28 protein-coding genes are annotated in these 24,126 nt (G+C 59.7%); 11 read left to right on the plus strand and 17 right to left on the minus strand.

The window, feature by feature from the left end; all coding sequences use genetic code 11:
- Positions 1 to 22: 22 nt before the first annotated feature.
- The 3 genes from G3256_RS17445 to smpB form a co-directional block, all read right to left on the minus strand.
- Positions 23 to 1,207, minus strand: coding sequence for an amino acid aminotransferase (locus tag G3256_RS17445; protein ID WP_169642034.1), 1,185 nt, complete (start codon positions 1,205 to 1,207; stop codon positions 23 to 25).
- The gene (gene sseA / locus G3256_RS17450; RefSeq protein WP_169642035.1) at positions 1,207 to 2,061 is read right to left on the minus strand and encodes a 3-mercaptopyruvate sulfurtransferase; all 855 of its coding nucleotides are present in this window, start codon (positions 2,059 to 2,061) and stop codon (positions 1,207 to 1,209) included. Before sseA ends, G3256_RS17445 begins: the two co-directional genes overlap by 1 nt.
- Before the next feature lie 86 nt (positions 2,062 to 2,147).
- On the minus strand, positions 2,148 to 2,636 hold the full coding sequence (gene smpB / locus G3256_RS17455; protein WP_169642036.1) for an SsrA-binding protein SmpB: 489 nt from the start codon (positions 2,634 to 2,636) through the stop codon (positions 2,148 to 2,150).
- 126 nt (positions 2,637 to 2,762) lie between these two features.
- Here smpB and G3256_RS17460 point away from each other — a divergent pair, with 126 nt between their 5' ends.
- Entirely contained in the window at positions 2,763 to 3,617 is an 855-nt protein-coding gene (locus G3256_RS17460; protein ID WP_206040768.1) for a hypothetical protein, read from the plus strand.
- A gap of 5 nt (positions 3,618 to 3,622) precedes the next feature.
- Here the strand turns inward: G3256_RS17460 and G3256_RS17465 are convergent, their stop codons facing one another.
- Entirely contained in the window at positions 3,623 to 4,441 is an 819-nt protein-coding gene (locus tag G3256_RS17465) for a sulfotransferase family protein (RefSeq protein WP_169642037.1), read from the minus strand.
- Between the two features lie 139 nt (positions 4,442 to 4,580).
- Here G3256_RS17465 and G3256_RS17470 point away from each other — a divergent pair, with 139 nt between their 5' ends.
- Together G3256_RS17470 and G3256_RS17475 are read left to right on the plus strand one after the other, a co-directional pair.
- Entirely contained in the window at positions 4,581 to 6,158 is a 1,578-nt protein-coding gene (locus G3256_RS17470; RefSeq protein WP_169642038.1) for a DUF5928 domain-containing protein, read from the plus strand.
- A 19-nt stretch (positions 6,159 to 6,177) separates the two neighbouring features.
- Complete coding sequence (locus tag G3256_RS17475; protein WP_169642039.1) at positions 6,178 to 6,558, plus strand: HIT domain-containing protein; 381 nt, start codon at positions 6,178 to 6,180, stop codon at positions 6,556 to 6,558.
- 4 nt (positions 6,559 to 6,562) lie between these two features.
- Here G3256_RS17475 and G3256_RS17480 read toward each other — a convergent pair whose 3' ends face one another.
- From G3256_RS17480 to G3256_RS17495, 4 genes are all read right to left on the minus strand, one after another.
- Positions 6,563 to 7,024 carry a cupin domain-containing protein gene (locus tag G3256_RS17480; protein ID WP_246227677.1) on the minus strand — a complete coding sequence of 154 codons (462 nt, stop codon included), beginning with the start codon at positions 7,022 to 7,024 and terminating at the stop codon, positions 6,563 to 6,565.
- 72 nt (positions 7,025 to 7,096) lie between these two features.
- Positions 7,097 to 7,747: a DUF1523 family protein gene (locus tag G3256_RS17485; protein WP_169642040.1), complete on the minus strand. Its 651-nt coding sequence runs from the start codon at positions 7,745 to 7,747 to the stop codon at positions 7,097 to 7,099.
- 13 nt (positions 7,748 to 7,760) lie between these two features.
- Entirely contained in the window at positions 7,761 to 8,027 is a 267-nt protein-coding gene (locus G3256_RS17490) for a hypothetical protein (RefSeq protein ID WP_169642041.1), read from the minus strand.
- Between the two features lie 149 nt (positions 8,028 to 8,176).
- On the minus strand, positions 8,177 to 8,965 hold the full coding sequence (locus tag G3256_RS17495; protein ID WP_169642042.1) for an alpha/beta hydrolase: 789 nt from the start codon (positions 8,963 to 8,965) through the stop codon (positions 8,177 to 8,179).
- Between the two features lie 82 nt (positions 8,966 to 9,047).
- On the opposite strand from G3256_RS17495, the gene G3256_RS17500 reads away from it, so the two are divergent.
- The 5 genes from G3256_RS17500 to G3256_RS17520 all read left to right on the plus strand — a co-directional run bounded on the left by G3256_RS17500 (position 9,048) and on the right by G3256_RS17520 (position 13,150).
- On the plus strand, positions 9,048 to 10,526 hold the full coding sequence (locus tag G3256_RS17500) for an NAD-dependent succinate-semialdehyde dehydrogenase (protein ID WP_169642043.1): 1,479 nt from the start codon (positions 9,048 to 9,050) through the stop codon (positions 10,524 to 10,526).
- A 198-nt stretch (positions 10,527 to 10,724) separates the two neighbouring features.
- Positions 10,725 to 11,102, plus strand: a complete 378-nt coding sequence (locus G3256_RS17505; protein ID WP_169642044.1) for a hypothetical protein — start codon at positions 10,725 to 10,727, stop codon at positions 11,100 to 11,102.
- A 26-nt stretch (positions 11,103 to 11,128) separates the two neighbouring features.
- The gene (locus G3256_RS17510; RefSeq protein ID WP_169642045.1) at positions 11,129 to 11,929 is read left to right on the plus strand and encodes a DUF2145 domain-containing protein; all 801 of its coding nucleotides are present in this window, start codon (positions 11,129 to 11,131) and stop codon (positions 11,927 to 11,929) included.
- 40 nt (positions 11,930 to 11,969) lie between these two features.
- Positions 11,970 to 12,578 carry a TetR/AcrR family transcriptional regulator gene (locus G3256_RS17515; RefSeq protein WP_169642046.1) on the plus strand — a complete coding sequence of 203 codons (609 nt, stop codon included), beginning with the start codon at positions 11,970 to 11,972 and terminating at the stop codon, positions 12,576 to 12,578.
- Positions 12,579 to 12,841: 263 nt separating this feature from the next.
- Positions 12,842 to 13,150: a hypothetical protein gene (locus G3256_RS17520; protein ID WP_169642047.1), complete on the plus strand. Its 309-nt coding sequence runs from the start codon at positions 12,842 to 12,844 to the stop codon at positions 13,148 to 13,150.
- Positions 13,151 to 13,285: 135 nt separating this feature from the next.
- Here the strand turns inward: G3256_RS17520 and G3256_RS17525 are convergent, their stop codons facing one another.
- From G3256_RS17525 to G3256_RS17550, 6 genes are all read right to left on the minus strand, one after another.
- Positions 13,286 to 13,753 carry an Hsp20 family protein gene (locus tag G3256_RS17525; protein WP_169642048.1) on the minus strand — a complete coding sequence of 156 codons (468 nt, stop codon included), beginning with the start codon at positions 13,751 to 13,753 and terminating at the stop codon, positions 13,286 to 13,288.
- 133 nt (positions 13,754 to 13,886) lie between these two features.
- Positions 13,887 to 14,705, minus strand: coding sequence for a trypsin-like serine peptidase (locus G3256_RS17530; protein ID WP_169642049.1), 819 nt, complete (start codon positions 14,703 to 14,705; stop codon positions 13,887 to 13,889).
- Positions 14,706 to 14,733: 28 nt separating this feature from the next.
- On the minus strand, positions 14,734 to 15,555 hold the full coding sequence (locus tag G3256_RS17535) for a trypsin-like serine peptidase (RefSeq protein ID WP_169642050.1): 822 nt from the start codon (positions 15,553 to 15,555) through the stop codon (positions 14,734 to 14,736).
- A gap of 108 nt (positions 15,556 to 15,663) precedes the next feature.
- Positions 15,664 to 16,986 (minus strand): glycolate oxidase subunit GlcF, encoded by a 1,323-nt coding sequence (glcF, locus tag G3256_RS17540; protein WP_169642051.1) that lies wholly within the window; start codon positions 16,984 to 16,986, stop codon positions 15,664 to 15,666.
- Positions 16,986 to 18,131 (minus strand): FAD-binding protein, encoded by a 1,146-nt coding sequence (locus G3256_RS17545; RefSeq protein WP_169642052.1) that lies wholly within the window; start codon positions 18,129 to 18,131, stop codon positions 16,986 to 16,988. Before G3256_RS17545 ends, glcF begins: the two co-directional genes overlap by 1 nt.
- A gap of 57 nt (positions 18,132 to 18,188) precedes the next feature.
- Entirely contained in the window at positions 18,189 to 19,640 is a 1,452-nt protein-coding gene (locus G3256_RS17550; protein WP_169642053.1) for an FAD-linked oxidase C-terminal domain-containing protein, read from the minus strand.
- A gap of 79 nt (positions 19,641 to 19,719) precedes the next feature.
- Between G3256_RS17550 and G3256_RS17555 the strand changes: the two genes are divergently transcribed.
- The 3 genes from G3256_RS17555 to G3256_RS17565 all read left to right on the plus strand — a co-directional run bounded on the left by G3256_RS17555 (position 19,720) and on the right by G3256_RS17565 (position 22,275).
- Positions 19,720 to 20,412 (plus strand): DUF599 domain-containing protein, encoded by a 693-nt coding sequence (locus G3256_RS17555; RefSeq protein ID WP_169642502.1) that lies wholly within the window; start codon positions 19,720 to 19,722, stop codon positions 20,410 to 20,412.
- Positions 20,413 to 20,448: 36 nt separating this feature from the next.
- Positions 20,449 to 20,802, plus strand: a complete 354-nt coding sequence (locus tag G3256_RS17560; RefSeq protein WP_169642054.1) for a hypothetical protein — start codon at positions 20,449 to 20,451, stop codon at positions 20,800 to 20,802.
- A gap of 168 nt (positions 20,803 to 20,970) precedes the next feature.
- Positions 20,971 to 22,275, plus strand: a complete 1,305-nt coding sequence (locus G3256_RS17565) for an isoprenylcysteine carboxylmethyltransferase family protein (RefSeq protein WP_169642055.1) — start codon at positions 20,971 to 20,973, stop codon at positions 22,273 to 22,275.
- 21 nt (positions 22,276 to 22,296) lie between these two features.
- Here G3256_RS17565 and rlmH read toward each other — a convergent pair whose 3' ends face one another.
- The 3 genes from rlmH to G3256_RS17580 form a co-directional block, all read right to left on the minus strand.
- Complete coding sequence (gene rlmH / locus G3256_RS17570; RefSeq protein WP_169642056.1) at positions 22,297 to 22,767, minus strand: 23S rRNA (pseudouridine(1915)-N(3))-methyltransferase RlmH; 471 nt, start codon at positions 22,765 to 22,767, stop codon at positions 22,297 to 22,299.
- A 30-nt stretch (positions 22,768 to 22,797) separates the two neighbouring features.
- Positions 22,798 to 23,166 carry a ribosome silencing factor gene (gene rsfS / locus G3256_RS17575; RefSeq protein ID WP_169642057.1) on the minus strand — a complete coding sequence of 123 codons (369 nt, stop codon included), beginning with the start codon at positions 23,164 to 23,166 and terminating at the stop codon, positions 22,798 to 22,800.
- 177 nt (positions 23,167 to 23,343) lie between these two features.
- On the minus strand, positions 23,344 to 24,087 hold the full coding sequence (locus G3256_RS17580) for a hypothetical protein (protein ID WP_169642058.1): 744 nt from the start codon (positions 24,085 to 24,087) through the stop codon (positions 23,344 to 23,346).
- Positions 24,088 to 24,126 lie beyond the last annotated feature (39 nt).

Consider the following 24,126-nt stretch of genomic DNA (forward strand, 5'->3'; position numbering starts at 1 on the left):
ATCGCATTCAAAGCGAAAAGCGTCAGATACCCGCGTCGATGATCGCGCGGGCCAGCACGGGTATGGTCTGCGCGTTCAGGCCGGCGATATTCATCCGGCTGTCGGCGACCATGTAAATCCCGCTGTCGCGACGCATCTCCGCCACCTTTTCGGGGGTGGTGCCAAGACGCGAGAACATACCGCGGTGCTGTGCCAGAAATCCGAAACGGTCCGACCCCGACAGGCGTTGCAACTCATCAGCAAGCTGCTGACGCAGTCCGAGCATACTGGTGCGCACCTCTTCCAGTTCAGCCATCCAGTCGGCGCGCAAAGCATCATCGTTCAGGATCATTGTCACCAGACGCGCGCCGTGATCGGGCGGGAAGCTGAAATTCTGGCGGTTGAGAAAGGCCAGCGTATCCTGGTTGCGTTTGCGGGCATCGGCGTTGCTGCTGATCGCCATCAGCAGTCCGGTGCGCTCGCGATAGATGCCGAAGTTCTTCGAACAGCTTGCGGCGATCAGGCATTCAGGCACGGATGAGGCCACGAGCCGCGTTGCGGCGGCATCCTCCTCAAGGCCGTCGCCGAAGCCCTGATAAGCGATGTCGATCATCGGCACGGCACCTGTCTCAAGCAGCACGTCGAGCACGGCCTGCCACTCGGTCATATTGAGATTGGCGCCCGTCGGATTGTGACAGCAGCCATGCAGCAGAACCACATCTCCGGGTTTTGCCTTGCGGATGTCCGCGATCATCCCGTCGAAATCGACGCCGCGGCTTTCCTCATCAAAATAGCGGTAGGGGATCATTTCCATGCCGAGATAGCTCAGGATGGACAGGTGGTTGGGCCATGTCGGATCCGAGACAAAGACCCGCGCATCAGGGCGGGCCAAGCGGATCAGTTCAAAGGCCTGACGCACGGCACCTGTACCGCCCGGCGTGGCGGCAGCAGCAATCTTCTCACGCGGGACGGCTCCGTCGAGCACCAGCCCGATAAGCGCATCGGCAAAGGCCGGATCACCGGTCAGGCCGGTGTAGACCTTGCTGTCCTGGGTCTCCCAGAGCTGGTGTTCGGCGGCTTTTACCGCGCGCATCACGGGGGTGAGCCCGGTTGCATCTTTGTACACACCCACGCCAAGATCGATCTTCACCTCGCGGGGGTCATCGCGGTACTCCTGCATCAGCCGGAGGATACCGTCGACGGGGCGGTCTTCGAGCGTCTCAAACATCAGGCTTCTCCGGTTGCAACGGGCACGGTGGGGAACATCCCCCACTCGGCCCAGGATCCGTCATAAAGTGACCACTTGCGGTGGCCGGTACGCTCCAGCGCCAGCGCCAGGATCGCGGCCGTCACGCCTGAGCCGCAGGTGGTGATCACAGGCTTGCTCAGATCGACACCGGCGTCTTTGAAGGCCGCCGTGATCTCATCGGTGCTTTTCATCGTTTTGTCACTGTTGAGCAGGGTCGTGTAGGGCAGGCTGCGCGACCCGGGGATATGACCCGGGCGCAGACCCTCGCGGGGCTCAGGCGCTTCGCCGCGAAACCGCACGCCGGCGCGGGCATCGACAATCGCGTAGTCCGCAAGTTTTGAGGCCGCGGAAACTTGGGTCACATCGCGCACCAGGTGGTTCTGAAACCGCACGGTCATATGCCGGTCACGGATCACCGGGGGCATATCTTCGGTCGGGCGCTCTTCGGCCTTCCACTTTGGGAAACCGCCGTCCAGCACAGCCACGTTCTCCTGCCCCATCAGCCGGAAAAGCCACCAGACCCGCGCCGCTGACAAAAGGCCCGCGCCGTCATAGATCACCACCTGATGCCCGTCGCCCACGCCCATCGCCCTCAGCCGGGACATGAATTTTTCAACCGGCGGCGCCATATGCGGCAGATCCGAGCGGGCATCCGAGATATCGTCAATGTCAAAGAACCTGGCACCGGGGATATGGGCTTCGTCATACTCCGCGCGGGCATCGCGGCCGGCCTCGGGCAGGTACCATGAGGCATCCAGAATGCGCAGATCGGGGTCTTTGAGGTGCTGGCCCAGCCATTCCGTAGAGACAAGCGTTTTCGGATCGTCGGCCATGCGGCACCCCCTGCTATCAGACAACCGTCTGATTATCGTCAGAGGGCTTTGGTGGCAAGACCACGCACCGCATCAGAGCTGTACGGTCAGCTGTGTTCTTTGAGCAGCCTGGACTTCTGGCGAGACCAGTCGCGTTTGGCCGAAGTCTCGCGCTTGTCATGCAGTTTTTTGCCTTTGGCGATGCCGATTTTGATCTTGGCCATGCCACGATGGTTAAAATAGAGCACCAGCGGCACGAGGGTCATGCCTTTGCGCTGTGTGCTGTTCCACAGATTTGACAGCTGCTTGCGGCTTACGAGCAGTTTGCGGCGGCGGCGTTCATCGTGCTGGAACGTCTTTGCCTGTTTGTAGGGCGCCACATAGGCGTTCACGAGCCAGAGTTCACCATCCTCGACCGCTGCATAGCTCTCAGCGATATTGGCGCCGCCCTCGCGCAGCGACTTCACTTCAGAGCCCTCAAGGATAATCCCGCACTCGAGGTCTTCCTCGATCGCATAATCAAACCGCGCGCGGCGGTTTTCGGCGACCACCTTGTAATTCGGGTCGGATTTGGAGGATGTTTTCACCTGTGCCATGCTGCGGATGTAAGGCGTCAGACCGGGTCGTGCAAGCCGGGGTCACGTGCAACACGCGAAGCAGATACCCAGGGGCGCGCAAATAGTGTATGCAGGACGTACCGTTCCGTTCCGGAGTCCGCGACTGTGATGTTCAATCCCACGGCGACCCTTGCTTCGTCTTTCGGCGAGCACCTGTCTGAAACCTTTCTGGATTACTTTTCGGGCCGCGACCCGGAATACGCCGCCTACATCAACGGCTGCGCAAAAATGGTGCTGGAACGGCTGGGCAATTCAGATGCGCTTTATCACAATGCCGAGCACACGATCATGGTCACACTTGTCGGCCAGCAGATCATGCGCGGGCGTCTGGTGACAGAAGCCATTCAGCCCAATGACTGGCTGCATTATATCATCGCGCTGCTGGTGCATGACATCGGTTATCTGCGCGATATCGTCGAGGGGGATGACGACAACAACGTGGTCATCAACAGCAACGGCGACACCATCAGCCCGCCGCGCGGAGCGTCGGATGCGTTTCTGGCACCCTATCATGTCGACCGCGGAATGATGTATGCCACGCGCCGGTTCCGGGGCTCTGCCGTGGTGGACGAAGAACGCATCGCCCGGGCGATAGACTACACCCGTTTTCCCGTACCCGAAGACGAATATTATCAGTCCACCACCAGCGAACCTGCTCTGGTGCGCGCGGCGGACCTGATCGGACAGATGGCGGACCCGTTTTATCACCGCAAGATCGGCGCGCTGTTCCAGGAATTCAGCGAAACCGATATGAACGAGCGGCTCGGCTATGAAAGCGCCGTCGACCTTATGGAAAAGTTTCCGGATTTCTTCTGGTCACAGGTGCAGCCGCTGATCGGCCCCGCCCTCGTGCATCTGGAGCAGACGATGGAAGGAAAGCAATGGGTCGCACAGCTTTATAATCATCTCTTTCAGGTTGATTACCGCACCAGCATGCTTGGACCCTTTACCGGCAGGTAAGCCGGTCAGTCGCCCAGTTTTGCGTGCACCTCGTCAAGATCGATCTCACCCAGCGGCGCTTTGCTGGCCGGATTTTCGAAATCATAACGAAACAGCCGGAAGTCCCGTTTGTAGATTTCATACACCAGGTGCATCGAGAGATCGTCAAAGTAATCTTCTACCGGGTGAAGCCGTTTCGGACCGTGCCCCGCGCTTTCGTTAAAGCGCGGCACCTTGCTCAGCTCGACCGAATGAGGCGTCTCGATGGCGTCCAGCACATCCTGCATACCTGCATTGAAATCCTCGGTCCAGATGATCCGGTCATAGGTGCCACCATTCACGATAAAGGTGCTGATGTGGCCCGACATGGCCGACCAGTGGATGTCCGGGTCCATCGGTTTGCGAAACCGGATGCTGTCGCGCGCAAACAGCAGAAAGCGGCGGAAGGAGGCGATCTGGTCAAATTCACCGGTGCCGTCCGGGCCACCAACGTCGATGCCATAACGCTGAATGAGCTGAGGAACGAGATTACCGCGATAGCGCCGCCCGTTGCGCTGTATTCCGCAGATCTTGTCAAAAAACGAGCTCAGGATACGGGTGTAGGGATTGCGCACACAGGTGAAGGAATAAGAGCTGTGGTTCTGCACATTCTGCGTGATCGGTTCTTTGCTGCCCTCCAGCGCCCATTTATGCAGCCCGCTTTGCGCGTCATGGATATCGCCGTCAAAGTACTCGCCGTGATCGGAATAATACATAATCTGCCCGATGGTCGAGCAGGCACATTTCGGTACGACCCGATAGACCACGCTTTCGCTGGTCGTCATCCAGGTTCCCGGAAACCCCATCTGCTCATCCTCCTGACAGCCCGTTCTGGCGTCATGGCCTTCTTATATTCACAAAAAGCAAATAAATGCGGTTTATTCAATCGGGCTTCGCGCTTATCACTGTTGTGAGCAGACTGAAAACACGCCGTAAGAGCACCTGATGGCAAGAATCGCCTATATTATGCTGTGTCACAAGGACCCGCGCGCCATTATCCGGCAGGCGGAGCGTCTGACGGCGGCCGGTGATTATGTCTCCATCCACTTTGATGCCAGCGCGCCGGAGCAGGATTTTGACCTGATCCGCAAGGCCCTGACCAAAAACGCGAGTGTCGCCTTTGCCACGAGGCGGGTGCGCTGCGGCTGGGGGGAATGGTCGCTCGTACAGGCAACCCTGAATGCGCTTGAAGCGGCTGTGAGCGCTTGGCCGCGGGCCACACATTTCTACATGCTCTCGGGCGATTGCATGGCGATCAAGACCGGCGAGTACATCCATCGGTATCTCGATGACAATGAAACCGACTTCATCGAGAACTTTGACTATTTCGAAAGCGACTGGATCAAAACCGGTATGAAAGAGGAACGGCTGATCTACCGCCACTTTTTCAATGAACGGGCCCGCAAGACGCTCTTTTACGCCTCGATGGAGATGCAGCGGCGTCTGGGGCTGTCGCGCAAACTGCCCGACGGCCTGCAGATCCGCATCGGGAGCCAGTGGTGGTGCCTGCGTCGTTCGACCGTCGAGCAGGTGCTGGATTTTGTGAAATCACGGCGCGACATCCGGCGGTTCTTCAAAACCACCTGGATCCCGGATGAGACCTTTTTCCAGACCATCGTGCCGCATCTGATCCCCGCAGAAGAGATCCGCAACCGCACGCTGACGTTTCTGATGTTCACAGATTACGGTATGCCGGTGACGTTCTACAACGACCATTACGACATGCTGATCGGGCAGGATTTTCTCTTTGCCCGCAAGATCAGCCCCGAAGCAGATGATCTCAAACGCCGTCTGAGTTTGCTTTATTCAGCCTCCGGAGTGGATTTCCGGATTTCTGATGAGGGGCCTGAACTTTTCAGCTTTCTCACCGGTCGCGGCCGTATCGGGCGGCGGTTCGCACCGCGGTTCTGGGAAACGGAATCGACCCTCGGGCGTGAACGTGAGCTGATGATTGTGATCTGCAAGAAATGGCATGTGGCCAAACGGGTGCTGGACCGGATGCGGCAGGTCACCAATGTGCCGTCGGTCGAATATCTCTTTAACGAGGAAGACACGCCCCTGCCCGATCTCGGCGGCATCCAGACCTCGCTTGAAAAACGCACGCGGCACCGGCGTGCGCTGATGCGGATGCTGTTTGATTTTTACGAGACCGACCGGATGATTGTCTGCATGGACCCGGGCAATATCGGCCTGCTTCAGGATTTTGCCGCCGACAGGTCTGTCACACGGATGCTGGAGATCGACTGCGCCTTTTCAGACGAGTACCTGATCGGGCACGCGATGCGGGTGGGCCTTGCCGGGCCGCAAACGTCCCAGGAGACACTCACGCGCCTTTTACCGACCATCCGCAACGATATTACCTATGAAAGCGACCGGATTCGTGACGCGGAGTTTGATCATCTCAACCGCATGCGCGAAACTGCCGACATCGGCGAGAATTCAAAAGCCCTGGCGGATTTCCTGTCGATCCCGCAGGCGCGCGCCTGGGAGATTGCAGGGACCGACGGATTATTTGCAGACTGACGAGCAACCGGAGAGCCGCATGGACTATGCCTACGACGATCAGAATATCTTTGCGAAAATCCTTCGCGGCGAGATCCCCAATACCACCGTGCTGGAAACCAGCCACAGCCTTGCGTTCCGCGATCTCTATCCGCAGGCGCCCGTGCATGTGCTGGTGATCCCCAAAGGCGCATATGTCAGCTATGATCACTTTGCAGCAGAAGCGGGCGATGCTGAGATCGTCGACTATACCCGCGCCATTGCAGAGGTCTGCCGGATGGAAGGTGTCACGCTGTCGGCGGGCGAAGGGTTCCGTATGATCTCAAACGCGGGCGATCACGGGGTGCAGGAAGTGCCGCATCTGCATGTGCATATTCTTGGCGGCCGGCCTCTCGGGCGGATGCTGGCAAAGGGCGGCTGATCGCTCAGCGGTCAAAGTCATCCGTCGACAGCGGCGGGCCGCAGAAGCTCATCTTAAACCGCGCGGCACTTTCCTCAATCTGCGGCATGTCATCCGGGATTGCGAACTGACCTTCCGCCATTTCTGCAAAGAACCCCTCGAACCCGCCCGGTGTCAGAATAACCAGGTGGCGTGACGGGACATCGCTCAGCACCGAAAACGTATGCGGCGTGCCGCGCGGGATAAACACGGACCCACCCGGTCCGCACACTTCGGTTCTGCCGTCCAGCCAGAACCCGATCTCGCCGGTCAGAACGACAAATGTCTCATCGGCATCGTGGTGAATGTGCCGCGGCGGGCCGGAATGTGGCGGCGAAATGCTGTCGGTGACCGAAATGGCGCCGCCGGAGGCGCCCTGACCGATCATCGTTCTGTACTGTGTTCCCAGCCATTCAATACTGTCAGGTCCGAGTGATTCTGTATCCAAAAGGCGTCCTCCTGATCGTACTGCCACGTAACGTGCGGCGGGATTACAGACCCGCAGGCGGCATGCCCGGCATTACCGGCGGCCGCGCTGGCGGGCCCACCATTCGCTCAGACGACCGCGGCGCTCTGCCATTGCGTCTTCTGTCGCTTCCCAGCTGTGCTGCATCTCTTCCAGCGTCGGATCGATGCGCTTTGCCCGGAACCGGCGCCAGCGGACCCAGACACCGTACCAGATTGCAGCAACAATCCCCAGGATCAGAATGCTCACCCAGGGGATCGGTTTGGACACATCCGGCCCGGCGACTGGCCTGACGGAAATCGCGTTGGGAAAGATCGAAAAGAACTCGTTGCGCCAGCCATAGTGCCGGATCGCCACATAGCGCGGATCGTCGGCGGTCGAGCGCTGGTCCGCGGCTTCGGCCTGAAGGTTGGACGTGTCGAATTTGAAATACGGCGGCCATGACCAGCCGGTATCCTCGTTGCGGTACACCATAACGCCGCCGTTCACGCGGCGTGTCTGGATAAAGAAAACGTCACGGCTGGTGACAGTCGTGTCACTGCCGATATCAGCCTGAGACCAGAACAGGCGGTTCTCACCGGGATCAATGCGCTTTTCATAGGTGTCGGTGATACGCACGATGTCTGTCTGCGGCAGGGTATAGTGAAAAAACCCGGCAACCAGCAGCCAGAAGCCGATGATGAGTGTCCATTTCACGTAAACCATGGCGTGCCCTTTCTCAGGCGAAATTCGTCAGATAAATGATCAGCGCGACCAGCAGCGAGGGCACCACATAAACGCCGAGGATGAGCTTGCGGCGGAGCGAGCCGTCATAGTCTTTCAGCCCTGCGTCCACGAAGGACGCCTTGCTGCCCGGTCCGCGGTCCGTGTCCCAGGCCGCTTCGAGTTTTTCCCGCCGGCGCGCCCGTGAATAAAGCGACAGGCACACATAGACCACCGTCAGAACGATAAAGCCGATGAAAACCAGTCTTGCCAGTGCGAACATTACCGTGCCTTCTTTCTGCGTTGTCGCCTGAGATATAGGCATAAAAGCCGCAGTTTCATCAACTGCAGGTGACTTTCCTGTTCATGTCAAACCCGCGGACCTCTGAAAAGGTGCAATAACATGCACGGGCCGCCGCGCAGGCGGCCCGACTACTGGCCGGTCAGAAAGGCTGTCAGATCGCTGTCGGGATCGGTGAAGGCGTCAATCACATCGAAATGGTGGCGGCCCGGCACAATGACCTGACGCGCGCCCCATGTTCTTGCCAGCAGATCCGCCTGCTCAAGAAATGCGGGCCGTTCATCGGCACCGACCCAGATTTTTACCTCCGTTTGCGGTGGCGCCATGTTAACGAGGCTTTCCGCCTGCGCTTCTGCCGCATCGATCTGCAGAATCTCGTTCATGGTGGTCTCCATCAGCGGCGTCAGATCAGCCACGGGAGAAACCGGGGCCACGCGGACTATCCTGCTGCGCACAGCGTCGGGCAGGATCAGCGGATCGGTCATGCGACCGACCAGATGCCCGCCCGCGGAATGTCCCGCCAGGACCAGCGGCCCGTCCGTGCGTCCGGCGATTTTGGTAACCGCTTCGGCCACCTGGCGGGTGATTTCACTGATGCGCAGATCGGGACAGAGATCGTACCCCGGCATGGCGACGGACCAGCCCGCAGACAGCGGCCCGGCGGCAAGGTGCGACCATGAGGTGTGATCAAAGGCTTTCCAGTAGCCGCCATGCACAAAGATCACAGTGCCCCGCGGCACCCCGGACGCGTTGAAGAAATCAAACACCTGGCGGTCTGACGACCCGTATCTGTTTGAGATTTCGGCACGCGGTCCGAGGCTTTTGCGGAAACGGTCCGCCTCGGCCTGCCATTTCGGTGGCCAGGTCTCGGCGCCTTCTATGTAGGCGGCATTGGCGTAGGCATCGTCCAGTGGCTTCATTTGTTACACCCGATTTTAGGAACTGGACAATCATAGCCAGACTTGATTTGAGAACTACAGTCATTTTCGCGGAGGACCCGAAATGAAAGATATTCTAAACACCGACCTTAAATCCCTGCTCAAAGATCCGAGCCTGCTCGAAACGCGCGCCTATGTCGGCGGCCAGTGGGTCGACGGGGACAACGGCACATTCGATGTGACGAACCCGGCCCGTGGCGATGTGATCGCCGAAGTGGCTGATCTCAGCCGTGCGCAGGTCGCAGATGCGATCGCCCTGGCTGAAACCGCCCAGAAAGAATGGGCGAAATGGACAGGCAAAGAGCGCGCGGCGGTCATGCGCAAATGGTTCGATCTGATGATGGAGAACGCGGACGATCTGGCGACCATCCTGACCGCAGAACAGGGCAAACCCCATGCCGAAGCCAAAGGCGAGATCGGCTATGGTGCGAGCTTTATCGAATTCATGGGCGAACAGGCCAAGCGCGTCTATGGAGAGACAGTGCCGGGACACCAGCGCGACAAACGCATCATGGTGCTGAAACAGCCCATTGGTGTTGCGGCTTCGATCACGCCCTGGAACTTTCCCAACGCGATGATCACCCGCAAAGCAGCACCTGCGCTGGCTGTGGGCTGCTCTTTCGTCGCGCGTCCGGCCAAAGAGACGCCGCTGTCTGCGATTGTCATGGGTGTGCTGGCCGAACGCGCCGGCGTTCCGGCGGGTGTGTTCAACGTTGTGACATCATCGTCTTCTTCCGAGATCGGCAAAGAATTCTGTGAGAACCCTGCCGTGCGCAAACTGACCTTCACCGGCTCTACCGAAGTCGGTCGCATCCTGCTGAAACAGGCGGCCGACCAGGTGATGAAGTGCTCCATGGAGCTTGGTGGCAACGCACCGTTCATCGTTTTCGATGACGCGGATCTTGATGCTGCGGTCGAAGGCGCGATGCTCTGCAAATTCCGCAATAACGGCCAGACCTGCGTCTGCGCCAACCGGATCTATGTTCAGGCCGGCGTCTATGATGCCTTTGCTGAAAAGCTGAAGGTAGCGGTCGAAAACCTGAAGGTCGGTGACGGTCTTGAGGATGGCGTCACGACCGGGCCGCTGATCAACCCCGAGGCCGTTGAAAAAGTCAAAGAGCACATGAAAGATGTCGTCGACAACGGTGGCGCAGTGCTGACAGGCGGCAAAGAGCATGAAAAGGGCGGCACATTCTTTGAGCCCACAATCGTCACCGGGGTCACCCAGTCGATGAAGGTGGCGCAGGAAGAAACCTTTGGCCCCCTCGCCCCGCTCTTCAAGTTCGAAGACGAGGATGAGGTAATCGAAATGGCCAATGACACGATCTTTGGTCTGGCCTCTTATTTCTACGCCAAGGACCTCAGCCGCGTTTACAAAGTGGCCGAGGCTCTGGAATACGGGATCGTCGGCGTGAACACCGGCATCATCTCAACCGAGGTCGGCCCGTTCGGCGGTGTCAAACAATCCGGTCTGGGCCGTGAAGGCTCGCATCACGGCATCGATGATTACCTCGAAATGAAGTACATCTGCATGTCCGTCTGACACCGGAAAACATGATTAACCAAGGGGGCCGCGCATTTTCTGCGGCCCTTTTTTCGTTCTATCCCCTTATTTCCATAACCGTCATTCGTGTTTCCCCGGCCTCGTACGATATTTTGTGAACTTTGTTCATAAATCTATTGACGGATCAGCGTACCACTCCTACTTATCATGAACATTGTTCACAAAAGGAGAAACGCAATGTTTATTCGTTCAGCACTTATCGGCCTGACGATGGCCCTCACTGCCACAACTGCTTTTGCCGGGCCGTCCGGACAACACTCAGGCCAGGCATCCGAACACGCCGCCGCCGCCGCGAGCCATGGCAGTGCGGCTGTCGCCTCGGGTGTGGCAACTGTTGTTGCGGTGCCTGTTATTGCTGTGGGCTCGACCCTCGCTGTAACCGGATCGGCACTTGAGGAACTGGGAACCAGCACCATCGACGCCGGCTCTGACATGATCGGATCCACCCACGCGGCCCCGCAGACTGATCCCTGCTACGTCCAGGGGTACGGCGCGAAACCTGCGGGTTTTCACACCCCCTGCATCGCTGCCGGTCCGGCACCCACGCTCGACTGATCCACACCATTCAAGGGAGATATCCGATGAAACGTTTTGCTATTCTTTGTGCTGCTCTGATGTCCATGCTGCTGCCGACCCTTGCCGGGGCCGGCAGCACGGAGAACGCAGCCAAAAAGCTGCCTGTGGCCGATGTCGCGGCCTTTGCTGATAACCTGGAACGTGATCTGGCGGCACGCGGGGCCAATGTCGCCATTGTCGCCCGGGTCGGCCGTGACCGCGAGACCCTGCCCCATGGCATCGATTATACTCATGTCGCCTACTGGGTTTTCTCGCAGATGACCCGCCAGGACGGCAGCACCTACAGGGGGTATCGCGTCTATAACCTCTATCAGCAGGCCGGTGATGATACCGTCAGCCGTCTGGTGCAGGACAGCCCCGCAGATTTCTTTGCCGGTGCCTTCGTGCTTGATGCGGGCGTGATCATTCCCGATAAGCGTCTGCAGAAAAAGCTGCTCGGCGTCATCGGCAGCCCGGCTTATGCGCAACTGCACAATGCGCGCTATTCCGTGCTGGCCAACCCTGCGTCACCGACTTTTCAGAACTGCACCGAACACACGCTCGATGTGCTGATGGCGAGCCTTTACGGCACCACGGATAAGGTGCAGATCAAGGCGAATATCAACGCACATTTCGACCCTCATACGGTGCAAATCGGCAGCCTCAAACGTCTCTTTGCTCCCGCTTCCTCGGCCGCGCTGACCACAGCGGATCATGGCAGGGACATCACGACCGCCACCTTCGGATCGCTTGCACGGTTTATGGCGGAGCATGATCTGGCCCAACAGATCTATCGCTACACACCCTATAAGGCGCAGTCTTTCTGAGTTTGACAAAACAGGCGTGATACGGGCAAGACACGCAGGCATGACAAAAGAAAAGACGCTTTCCCGACGCGACCGGAACCTTGCGGATATCCGGGAGCGCGCCACCCTGGCGGCAGAGCGCATCGTCCTCGAAAAAGGGGCCGGTGCGCTTTCCGCGCGCGGCCTGGCCAAAGATCTCGGCATTTCCGTGGGCTCGCTATACAATGCCTTCGGCGATCTCAACGGCGTTGTGCGGGCGATCAATGCACGCTGCGCGGACCGGCTCTCACAACATCTGCGCGCCGCCCTGAGAGAGGCAGGTGATGCCGCGCCGCGCGACCGGGTGGTGGCCATCGGCGAGGCCTACTTCGACTTCGCCGTTTCAGAACCGCGCCGCTGGTACATGCTCTTTGAGCGCGATTCAGATCTGCAACTGGATGTGAAAACCCAGCATCTGCAGGAAGGACTGCTGGAAATGCTGATCCGGGCCGGTGGTGGTGATCCGGGCTCCGATCTGCATCGCCAGTTCTTTTTGCTGCTCTGGGCCTCGGTACATGGCCTCGTGTCGCTGGCGTGCCGCCCCTCGATCGCGATGATCAGTCCGGATGTCGCCCGCTCTTATATTCACGAACTTGTGGATGCAGGTTTCCGGAATTATCCGCGCGACTAACCCGGACACCCGCCAGCGGATTTCACGAAACTGACATAAAATTCTTTACCCGCACGTTACAGCAGCGGCACGGCCTCGGACAGTATCACCTCACCGGACTGACACGCATCCCCCCGCCTGCTTTCCATGACATCTGTTCCGGCCTGATGGCCGCAACAGCCTTTGCCAACATGAATTTTAACCGCATCGCCTCTTGTCCTGTGATCGCGAATATGGAGTCGGGCACAGATACCAGTCGTGGAAGTTCGCCGGAAATTATCAACGTGAGCGCGGACGCCATGACGCTGATTGACGCCGACAGCCCGCCTCGTGTTCCGGGCAAGGTGAACATCACCGACCCCGCGATGCCAGCCTTAAAGGGAACGGTGTCTCCGGACGATGAGCTGCCCGGCGTCAGAAAAGCCGAACCGGGCGATCTGAAATCCACAGGCGGCCATGTGCCGGACAAGGTCGAAGGCTTTGCAATTATGCTCTCGGGGACCGGCTTTGTCGTCACGGACAATGACGGTGTCGATGACCACTCAGGAAAAGCGATGTTCTTTTCTGTGGGCCAGATGCAGGATCCGTCCTGAACGGGATTTCCGGAGCCCTGTAGCAGTTTTTGCCCCCTGTGGCTTTAATCTCATCGTGCGCACCTTGCCCGGCTCCCGACGCAAAAAAGCCCGGCATTTCTGCCGGGCTTTCGCATAAAGATCTGAACGTCAGGTTCAGTTCACAGCTTTGCTGTCAACAACGTCCTTTTCGATCTGCCTGGCGGACGAAATGGACACCTGGCGCGGTTTCAGTGCCTCGGGCACTTCGCGGTGCAGCTCAATATGCAGCATGCCGTCCGCGTGGGTCGCGTCGTTGACGCGCACATGGTCCGCAAGGTGGAACCTGCGCTCAAAGGCGCGGGTCGCGATGCCACGGTGCAGATACGTCCGGTCCTCGTCCTCATCCGCTTTGCGCGCGGAGACGATCAGCGCGTTTTCACGCACTTCGACCGACAGATCGGCCTCGGAGAAACCGGCAACCGCAACGGAGATGCGGTAGGAATCATCATCCAGTTTTTCGATGTTATACGGGGGGTAGGAAGGCTGTGTGCCTTCGGTGGTCAGCACCCGGTCCATCAGGTCAGCAATCTGATCAAAGCCGACGGTGGCACGGTAAAGCGGTGCAAAGTCAAAAGTACGCATGGTTCATCATCCTCTTTCATTGAGCGATAATCGCCGGGCGCTCCGAAGGGGGACGCGCCGCGGGGTTTCGATATGCCCGGGCCCTTAAAAAGGCACCCGGAACACCCTCAATGTGGGAAATGAACCGGCGCTTTCAAGACCCCCCGGGGCGGACAAATTTCGCACCGTTGCGGCTCTCAGGTGATACACGCGTGCCCACGGTCACCCGCTTTACCGCAGCCGGCGGTCTGCTGGCATTTGCCCGCATCTGCCGTTTCAGATCCGCCACCACCTGGGGCAGAGACATTCCGTAGGCCACTTTGCGGCCGTCATAGACACCCATGCCCGAGATTACGGAGACGATCCGGCCGCGGCCGTTTTCGTGACTGAAGACCGGTGCGCCGGAAGAGCCGAAAGTGACGTTGCAGTCGAGCAGCAGCACACCCTGGCGCTGATCAGTCATCTGGCAGACCCGCTGGCGCGACGGCATTTCCGCACGGCCCCGGCCATAAGAGACCACACTCACCGGACCTGGTGAAAACGCGCGGCTTTCAACCAGAAACGGGTCAAGCTCATGCGTGGGGATCGGGCTGTCAAGTCGCAGCAGGGCAACATCATAGCGGATATTATCGGCCGAGACGCCGGTACCGGGCGTGTAGCGCGGGTGCGCTTCGATCTGTGAAATGGCCCGTTCCGCCGCAACTCTGCCGTTGCGCAACCCGGCGCGGAAAGTCAGATCTTCAGTCGCAAGAACCTCGCCTGTCCGCGGGGAAAAAACGCAATGCGCGGCGGTCAGGACAAAATCAGGCGCAATGAGCGTTGCCGTGCAAAAGCCCGTCTCATCGGCATCCAGACGGCCCACCGCCTGCCAGACCATCGCGTCGTTTTCGCCTGCCAGCCCTTTGAGGCGCGATGTGGCTTCCTGCGCCGTCGCAACCGACGCACTCACAAGCGCGATAACAATCGCCGGCATTGACAGTCCTGCACACCAGCGCATCTGCTTACTCCTCGGGACGGATGAATTTGGCACCCGTTTCCTTGCGACCACCGCCAACGGCAATCCGCGCAGTGACAGCCTGGCCGGATACAAAAAGGCCACCGCCCGCGTCAAGCTCCTGGCGCAGAAAGGCCAGAGGCTCACTCAGGGACGTCCCAAGAGAAACATGTTCTCCGTTCATTTCCGCCTTCGCGGAAACCACCGAGACGATATGCGCCTTGCCATCGGCAAAGGTGAAAATCGGCGCACCCGAAGATCCGAAATCGACCGTGCAGGAGGTGACAAGCACCCCTTCCTGACGCGCAATCACGGTGCAGACTTCCTGCAGTGACGGCGCCTCTGACCGGTCGCGGGCATAGCTGACGACCCCGACGCGCTCTCCCTGACCGGGGCGGTCGGCTGTCTCGAAAGGTTCAATCGTGCCGTTCTGGATCGGACGGATCAGCTCCAGCAGTGCTATATCATTGCGCACGCGGTCCGATGAAACATTGCCGTCATAGACATAGTCGGGATGAACGACCGCGCGCCGCACCATCCGGTAGGCAGAGGCGCGCCCGTTGCGCCAGCCGGCGAGAAATTCGACATCTTCATGGTTGATCCGCTCACCCGTCCGCTTGTCAAAAAGACAATGCGCCGCCGTGAGGACAAGATCGGGGCTGATCAGCGCGCCGGTGCAGAAGCCGGAACCGCCGATGTCCAGCCGGCCGACCGCCTCCCATGGATTGGCGTCTGTGCCTGCGTCCAGTCGTCTGAGACGTTCATCCTGCGCCACAGCGCCCGTTGTGATAATCGCTGCGAGGAGTGAAAAAATTAACCAGTTCCGCACGTGTACTTTCCCTCTTACTGAGGCAGAGGTGTACCGGTGATCTGCGGCAGAAATAGGGCCAATGCAGTCAGATTGGCCCTTATTTATAAACGGATCGTCGCGATCTGGTTAACGAAGACGCGGAATTTCAGACCCAGGGTTGAAATCTGCGTCAAGTGCCGGTGGTTTCGGTCCGCCGGTCGCCCAGTCGAGCAGTTCGACGGTATGCACGATGGGAATCTGCGTGCCCGATCCGATCTGCATCATACAGCCGATGTTGCCGGCGGCGATAATGTCGGGCTTTTTCGCCTCCAGCGTCCGGACCTTGCGCGCTTTGAGCTGTTTTGAGATTTCGGGCTGCATCAGGTTGTAGGTCCCGGCGGAGCCACAGCACAGGTGCGGGTCCGCGGGTTCCACGATGCTGAAGCCCGCGCGGCGCAGCAGATCCTTGGGGAAGGTTTTGATCTTCTGCCCGTGCTGCAGCGAACAGGCGGCGTGATAGGCGACCACAAGCTCTTTGTCCTGCCCTTCCGGCAGGTCTAGCGTCATCAGCAGCTCAGAGACGTCCATGGCAATACCTGAGACCCGGGCCGCATCTTCCGCCAGCGCGTCATTGCGGAACATATGACCATAATCTTTCACCGTTGTGCCACAGCCCGAAGTGTTGATCACAATTGCATCGAGCCCGTCGCCATCCATCTCGCGCGCCCAGGCCCGGATGTTTTTTGCCGCCGTCGCGTGGCTTTCGTCAGATTTGCCCATGTGATGGGTCAGCGCACCGCAACAGCCCGCCCCCTCGGCCACCACAACTTCACAGCCCAGACGGGTCAGCAGACGGATCGTGGCATCGTTGATGTCGGTGTTCAGCGCTTTCTGCGCACAGCCGGTCATCAGCGCCACACGTTTTTTCCTGGGTGCAACGGGTGCAAAAGTCTGCGGATCGTCATTGCGGCTGACCGGCGGGATGGTTTTCGGCGCCATCTCCAGCATCGCGCGCAGCCGCGCATCGGGCATAAGTCCTGCAAACGGCCGGCCGATTTTCGCGCCCAGCAGGGCCACGCGAAAGCGCATCGGATAGGGCAGAATGCGCGCCAGCACCCAGCGCAGCGCCCGATCACTGAAAGGCCGCTTATACCGTTGCTCGATATATTCCCGTGCGTGATCAACAAGATGCATGTAGTGCACGCCTGACGGACAGGTGGTCATACACGCCAGACAGCTGAGGCAACGGTCAATGTGTTTGACGGTCTTTGCGTCCGGGTCTCGGTCGTTTTCCAGCATATCCTTGATCAGGTAAATACGGCCGCGCGGGCTGTCGAGTTCATCACCCAGCACCTGATAGGTCGGGCAGGTCGCGGTGCAGAATCCGCAGTGCACACAGGTCCGCAGGATCTGGTTACTGCGTTCGGTCGCCGGGTCTTTGAGCTGTTCAGAGGTAAAACTCGTCTGCATTATACCACCTCACGGGCTGTGACCGGGCCCATCAGGCCGGGGTTCAGAATACCGCGCGGGTCAAACCGCGCCCGGAGCCCCGCACTCAGCCGCGCCACTCCGGCGGCCTCGGGATGAAAGGCCCCCAGGGCGGCGCGCGTGCCGGCCCCGGCCCTTACAAGGGTCGCGTGACCATCAAAGCGGCCAAGGTTTTCACGCAGATCCGTGCCTGCGGCCATCCGCATCCAGATCAGCCCGCCCGCCCAGTCGAAGTAATGGCTTTGCGCCCCGGCCCGGGCCACAAGCCCCGGCGCATCGGAGGGTTTGCAGGACACGCGCCAGACATCGCCCGCCACATTACTGAGTGGCCCCGCATCGCGGGCCCTCTCCCAGAGCGCGTCGGATGTCTCCGCCGGAAGCAACGCGATTTCCGCGCCCCGGTCTGCAAACAGTTCTTTCAGCCGGCCCATGCGGTAGGCCACGGACTGCTCAAACCCTTCGATCCGCAGGGCCGTTACCGTCTCGTCACCGTGCACCTTTGCCCCATGTACGGCTCCGGTGATCTCATAAGGGGAGCCCATTGCCAGCGACATAACGTCGACAGCATCAGCGTCAGACAGACCCTGCAGCACCAGCGTGCCGCTTGTTTCCGGCACTGGCAGGACCTTGAGCGCCACCTCGCTCAGCACGCCCAAAGTGCCACAGGCACCGCACATCAGTTTGACCAGATCATAGCCGGTGACGTTCTTCATCACCCGGCCGCCGTTTTTCACGATATTGCCCGCTCCGTCGACAAACCGCACGCCGAGCGCATAGTCACGCGCCGCACCGCCCTGTATGCGCCGTGGTCCGCTGACATTGGCGGCGATCACACCGCCCAGCGTCGGCGCTCCGGTGGTGCCGAGAAGCGGGCGGTGGTCCATCGGTTCAAAGGCCAGCCGCTGGTTTTCAGCCGCCAGAGCGTCATGAACTTCTGCAAGCGGCGTACCCGCCCCCGCAACGATCGTCAGCGCTCCGGGTTCATAAAGCGAAATGCCCGACAGCGCACCCGTCTCAAGTGTCTCACCGTCACCGGTCATGCCCCGTGTGCCGCCACCGGTGATCGTCAGGGGGCCGTTTGCCGACCGTATCATTTCGGCCAGGGCCGCTTCGTTTTCGGGTTTCATAATTCTTCTGGCTCCAAATGCTGCGGTCGCGCGTGCGGTGCTGTGGGGACGCCGCCCCTATTCAGCAGCGACCGGCGTCACACCGCGCCGCGCGTCCGAGACGGACAGCGGGAAGACCTTGGCCGGGTTCAGCAGCCATTGCGGATCGAACACATCCTTGACGGCCATCTGCGCCTCAAGATCCGCAGGCTCATACTGATATGTCATCAGATCGCGCTTTTCGATGCCCACGCCATGCTCTCCTGTCAGGCAGCCCCCCGCTTCCACGCAGAGCTTCAGAATTTCCGCGCCGAAAGCTTCGCACAGCTCAAGATCACCAGGTTTGTTGGCGTCAAAGAGGATCAGCGGATGCATGTTACCGTCGCCCGCATGGAATACATTGCCGACCTTCAGGCCGAACTCATCGGACATCTCGCCAATCCGCTTGAGGACAAAGGGCAGCGAGCTTACGGGGATCGTCCCGTCAAGGCACATGTAATCGTTGATCTGGCCCATCGCACCGAAGGCGGATTTACGTCCCAGCCAGATCCGGGCGCTTTCATCTGCGGATTTGCTTTCGCGCAGCTCAACCGGGTTGTGCCGCCGGGCAATCTCCATGATCAGCGACAACTGGTGGTCGATCTCGGCTTCGGAGCCTTCGACTTCGACGATCAGCAACGCCTCGCACATCGGATAGCCTGCGTGGGCAAAGGCTTCTGTGGCCTCGATGCAGGGGCGGTCCATAAACTCGATCGCAACCGGCAGGACGCCGGCCTTGATGATGTCGCTGACGCAGGCACCGGCGACCTCGTTGTCGTCAAAACCCATCAGCACCGGGCGCGCGCCCTCGGGCTTGGGCAGGATGCGCAGGGTTGCTTCGGTTACCACCCCAAGCTGCCCTTCCGAGCCACAGACGAGCCCCAGAAGATCGAGACCACCGCTGTCCATGTGGGCGCCGCCGATCTCGATAACCTCTCCGGTCATGGCAACCATGGTCACGCCCATCAGGTTGTTGGTGGTCACACCGTATTTCAGGCAATGCGCCCCGCCGGAATTCATCGCAATGTTTCCGGCAATGGCACAGGCAAGCTGGCTGGACGGGTCGGGAGCATAGAAAAAACCGTTTTCCTCAACCGCGCCCGTTACGCTCAGATTGGTGCGCCCGGTCTGTACCCGGATGATCCGGTTGGCGTAATCGGTCTCAAGCACATCGTTCATGCGCGCCACGCCCAGGATCACGCAATCCGCTGTTGGCAAAGCGCCCCCCGCCAGCGAGGTTCCCGATCCGCGCGGCACCACAGGCACCCCCTCTTCGTGACAGATCCTGAGCACGTCGGACACCTCGCCGGTGCTTGCCGGCAGCACCACAAGCATCGGCGGGCATTTATAGGCTGTCAGCGCATCGCACTCATAGGCGCGGGTCTCCGCTTCGTCAGAAATCACCGCGTCGGCGGGAAGAACAGCGGACAACCGTTCCTGCACACGCGATTTGCGCGCCAGCACGGCCGGGTCGGGAATCGGCATTTCCATGGAACATCCTCCGTTTGGTAAACTAATATTACCAATTTCACCCATTGGCAAGATTTATCGGACCTGCCAAATGCTGATTATGGATATACTAAGCCGTCTCACCTTCTTTACCACGCTCGATTACGTCGCTCTTGGATTTCTCATCCTGTGCTGGCTGGCTATCGGATGGCGCATTGAACACCCGGGCAAAAAACATCTGTCCACCTCAATGATCATGGCCGGTTACCGCCGCGAGTGGATGAAGCAGATGGTCACGCGTGAACCGCGCATCTTTGACGCCCAGGTGCTGGCCAGCCTGCGTCAGGGCACGGCGTTTTTCGCCTCGACCTCGGTCATCGCTATTGGCGGCACGCTGGCGCTGATCGGGAATGCGGATCAGGCCAGCGGCGTGGCGCAGGACATCACCTTTATCAATCACCCGGCCATCGTCTGGGAGCTGAAGCTTCTGGTGGTCACTTTTCTGCTCACCAATGCCTTCCTTAAATTTGTCTGGTCCAACCGGCTTTTCGGCTATTGTTCGGTCCTGATCGCCTCTGTGCCGAACGATCCCGAAGACCCCGGTGCCTACCCCCGGGCTGCACAGGCCGCCGAGATCAACATCACCGTCGCACGCAGTTTCAACCGGGGGCTGAGATCGATTTATTTCGCACTTGCCTGCCTTGCCTGGCTGGCAGGGGCCGTGCCACTCATCCTGGCAACCATTGTGACCGTCATTGTCATATGGCGCAGGGAATTTGCCTCCGCCTCTCGCAAAGTTCTGTTAAACGCTTAAGTTACCTTCAGCCTGTTCTTTGCTTACGAGTCTCACATGAAACGTTTTATTACTGCCCTGATCATCATGACCGCCCTGCCTGTGCTGGCCGCGGAACCCCGCATCGAGAACGTGACCGTAAAGCAGACCGGCGACACCTGGCGCTTTGACGTGACGATCACCCATCCCGATACCGGCTGGGATCACTACGCCGACGGCTGGCGGGTGCTCGATATGCAGGGCAACGAACTGGGCACGCGGGTGCTGTCACATCCGCACGTCAACGAGCAGCCCTTTACCCGCTCCCTCTCGGGTGTCCGGGTGCCGGAAGGTGCAACTCAGGTGCAGATTCAGGCACGCGACCTGCCGGGTGGCTGGAACAAGGGCACCGTGATTATCGATCTGCCCTGAACCTGCGCAGCAGGGTAAATGGCCCTGCGATGTGTCACGCAACACTATCAGCGCGCGGTAAAGCGCCTGTCACGCGCATTTCAACCCAAAGATGATACGCTTGCCTCAAATTAGGCACAATCTTAATGTTTATCGCCTATTGTTTACAAAACTGAGCGAGTCCGCCTGATGGCATCCAAGCCCCCGTCCCAGCCACCACGTTCGGTGACCAGCCAGCTGACGGCGCTGATCGGGCTTGCGGGGTTTCTCGCGACTCTGCTGCTGCTGCGCCAGCTTGAGCTTCCGAAAACCGACGCAACGGTTGTCGGCATGCTCGGGACTGCCTTGCCGATGGTCCTCTGGGAGCTTTTCGTGCTTAAAGCACACCGTCAGGAGGCGACCGGGCTGCAGGGTTTCGGCCTGCGGCTGTCGGAGCAGGTAAACCATGGCCGGGTCGCCACCAAGCTGACCGGCCTCTGGGGCACAATCGGTCTATTGTCGGTCGCCTACTGGATCTTTCCGGAATATCAGCGCGACTTTTACGATCCCTTCTGGGAGGTCTGCCGGGACTATTCACTGGCTTTTGCCTGCATCAGCTTTGTCTATTTCGTGCTGATCGACCGGTGGATGAAGGACCCCGAAGACGAATATTTTAACGCGGGCCGCCTGTTTCTGGGACATGGCAAAAGCACCGACAGAGCCCGGCTGAAAAAGCATTTTCTCGGCTGGCTCATCAAGGGATTCTTTCTGCCGCTGATGTTCATCTATTTCGGCAACAGCATCTCTGCGCTGCTGGGCCGGGATCTGGCCGATATCACCCGCTCCTTCACCGCTTTCGTGGCCTTCATGAGCCGCTTTGCCACGGGCATTGATCTGGCTTTTGTCAGTATCGGGTACGTGCTGACGCTGCGGCTTACGAATTCGCACATCCGCTCGCCCAATGACCTTTTCTGGGGCTGGGCTGTGACACTGCTGATGTATGTGCCGTTCTTTTCCGTCGTCGGGAACCGCTATCTCGACTACAAGGACGATACTAACTGGATCGATATGTTCGGCGGTGGCGACAGCAACTGGTTCTATGTCTGGGGCTGCGCGATCATCTTCACAAAGATCATGTGGGCCTGGTCGAACCTGTCTTTCGGCATCCGTTTTTCAAATCTCACCAACCGCGGCATCATCACAAACGGGCCTTTCCGGCTGATGCGGCACCCGTCCTATTTCTTCAAAAACATCTCCTGGTGGCTGCTGGCCGTGCCGTTTTACTCAGTCGAAAGTTATGAAACGGCACTGCAGCACAGCATCCTGATGGTCGGCATCAACCTGATCTATTTTGCGCGGGCCAAGGCGGAGGAAAAGCACCTCTCGGAGGACCCGGTCTATGTGGAATATGCTTTGTGGATCGAAGAGCACGGCGTTTTGCGCTGGCTGCGACACTATATGCCATTCATCCGGTATGTGCCGCCGGCCGGTGCAGGCAGCATGCGCGCGGCCTGACAACTGCAGCACCCGGACACGTCATTCCCGGTGATACGGCGCGCCGGCAAGGATCGAGGCCGCGCGATAAAGCTGCTCTGCGAGCATGACCCGGACCAGCATATGCGGCCAGACCATCCGGCCGAAAGACAGCGCAAATCCCGCGTCGGCGCGCAGCGCAGGATCAATTCCGTCGGCGCCGCCGATTAGGATGGCAAGATCGCTGCGTCCCTCATCCCGCCAGCCTGCAAGGCGGGTCGCAAACTCAGGTGAGCTTTCCGTCCGCCCGCGCTCATCCAGCGCCACCATCATCGCACCATCAGGCACGGCACGGCGCAGCAGCACGGCCTCGCCGGCCATGCCGCCACCCTTACGGTCGTCAACCTCGGTCACGCTGCCCGGGCCGAGCCCGAGGGCGCGGCCTGTCCGGTCGAACCGGGTCAGATAATCGTCAATCAGAGTTTTCTGTGGCCCGGCGCGCAAACGCCCGACCGCAATGACATGCACACGCATGACGGCGCTGCCAGCTCCCCGCGCGGGGGGTCAGCTGGCGGCGGCTCCGGGGCCGTCCATAGGTTGCCACATCTTTTCAAGCTGATAGAACTCGCGCACTTCCGGTCGGAAGACATGCACGATCACATCGCCTGTGTCGATCAGCACCCAGTCGCCGGTTTCTTTGCCCTCGATCTTTGCCGTGCGGCCAAACTCGTCCTTGACGGTCTGCGCCAGTTTCTCCGAAATCGAAGAGACCTGACGTGTCGAGCGACCCGAACAGATGACCATATAATCACCGATCTCGGTCTTGCCGCGCAGATCAATCTGCACCACATCTTCGGCTTTGTCATCGGAAAGGGATTTGAGAATTGTCGCCAGAAGCTTTTCGCTTGTGGCTGTTTCGGTGGCTGCGGCCATTACCGCGGCTCCGTTGTGAGCAGCGGGTGCTGCATCAGTATGCACAGACAGGACATTGCCCTCCTTTGAACGCGCCGCCGGGCCCCCGGCGCTGGGGATACTTTAATTTAGCAAGAGGATTACCACAATTCAATGACAGCATCGCAAACCGGGCGTGCGACGCTGCGTGCTGCGCATTCAGGCAGCAAAACCAGCTGACTGCGGCAGGCTCTCCCAGGTGGTACGCCATTGTGCGTCGATCCGGGCCAGCGCCCGCGCGTCAAACCGGTGGCTTTCTTCCCAGTAGCGCCCTGACGGCACGCCGTAACTGAGAGCCTTTTCCGCAGCCATGATATCTGAGACGGCACCGGTCGAGGCCGGCCGGACCCCGGCCGCACGCAGGTTTTCGGGCTTAAGACGGGCGAAAAGCAGCTCTGAGGGTCCCTCGGAGAGGTTCACGCAGTGGCACCCGCGGCTCGCCGCGATGAGAGCAAGGCGCGCGGATTTCGCCCCCAGGTCCTGCAGCGTGACATCGGCGCGCAAAGGATCTGCCGTCCCGGTGCCGTAAAAATGCGTGGGGCCCGAGGCAGGATAGACCATATCACAGCCCAGCCACGCCATGACCTTCGGCCGCAGTGTCTCAAGCGCCCAGTATCCGGCCGTAAAGGCCATCGTGCCGCCGGCAAAAACGAAACCGCCGCTTTTGTTCTGCGCCGGCACAAACTGATCCGCGCCGATCAGGCGCTGGCCGGGGGCAGGTGCTGCGGGTCGGCGATCCCGGGGAAAATCCTCCGGAAAGATCAGATCATCCCAGTCGGAGCGGATACTCCAGGCGTTATTGATGGTGACAATCCGGTCGAACCAAGCGCGGGGCCAGCCGGCTGCCACAGGCGCCTGAGGCCCGCTGCCGAGGATAAGGACGATGTCTGAAGGGCTGACCACGCCGTTCTCCGCAAGTTCCGACAAGGCAGGAGTTAGACC

Origin of the sequence: Roseobacter ponti, assembly GCF_012932215.1 — a bacterium.
Taxonomy (GTDB): Bacteria; Pseudomonadota; Alphaproteobacteria; order Rhodobacterales; family Rhodobacteraceae; genus Roseobacter; species Roseobacter ponti.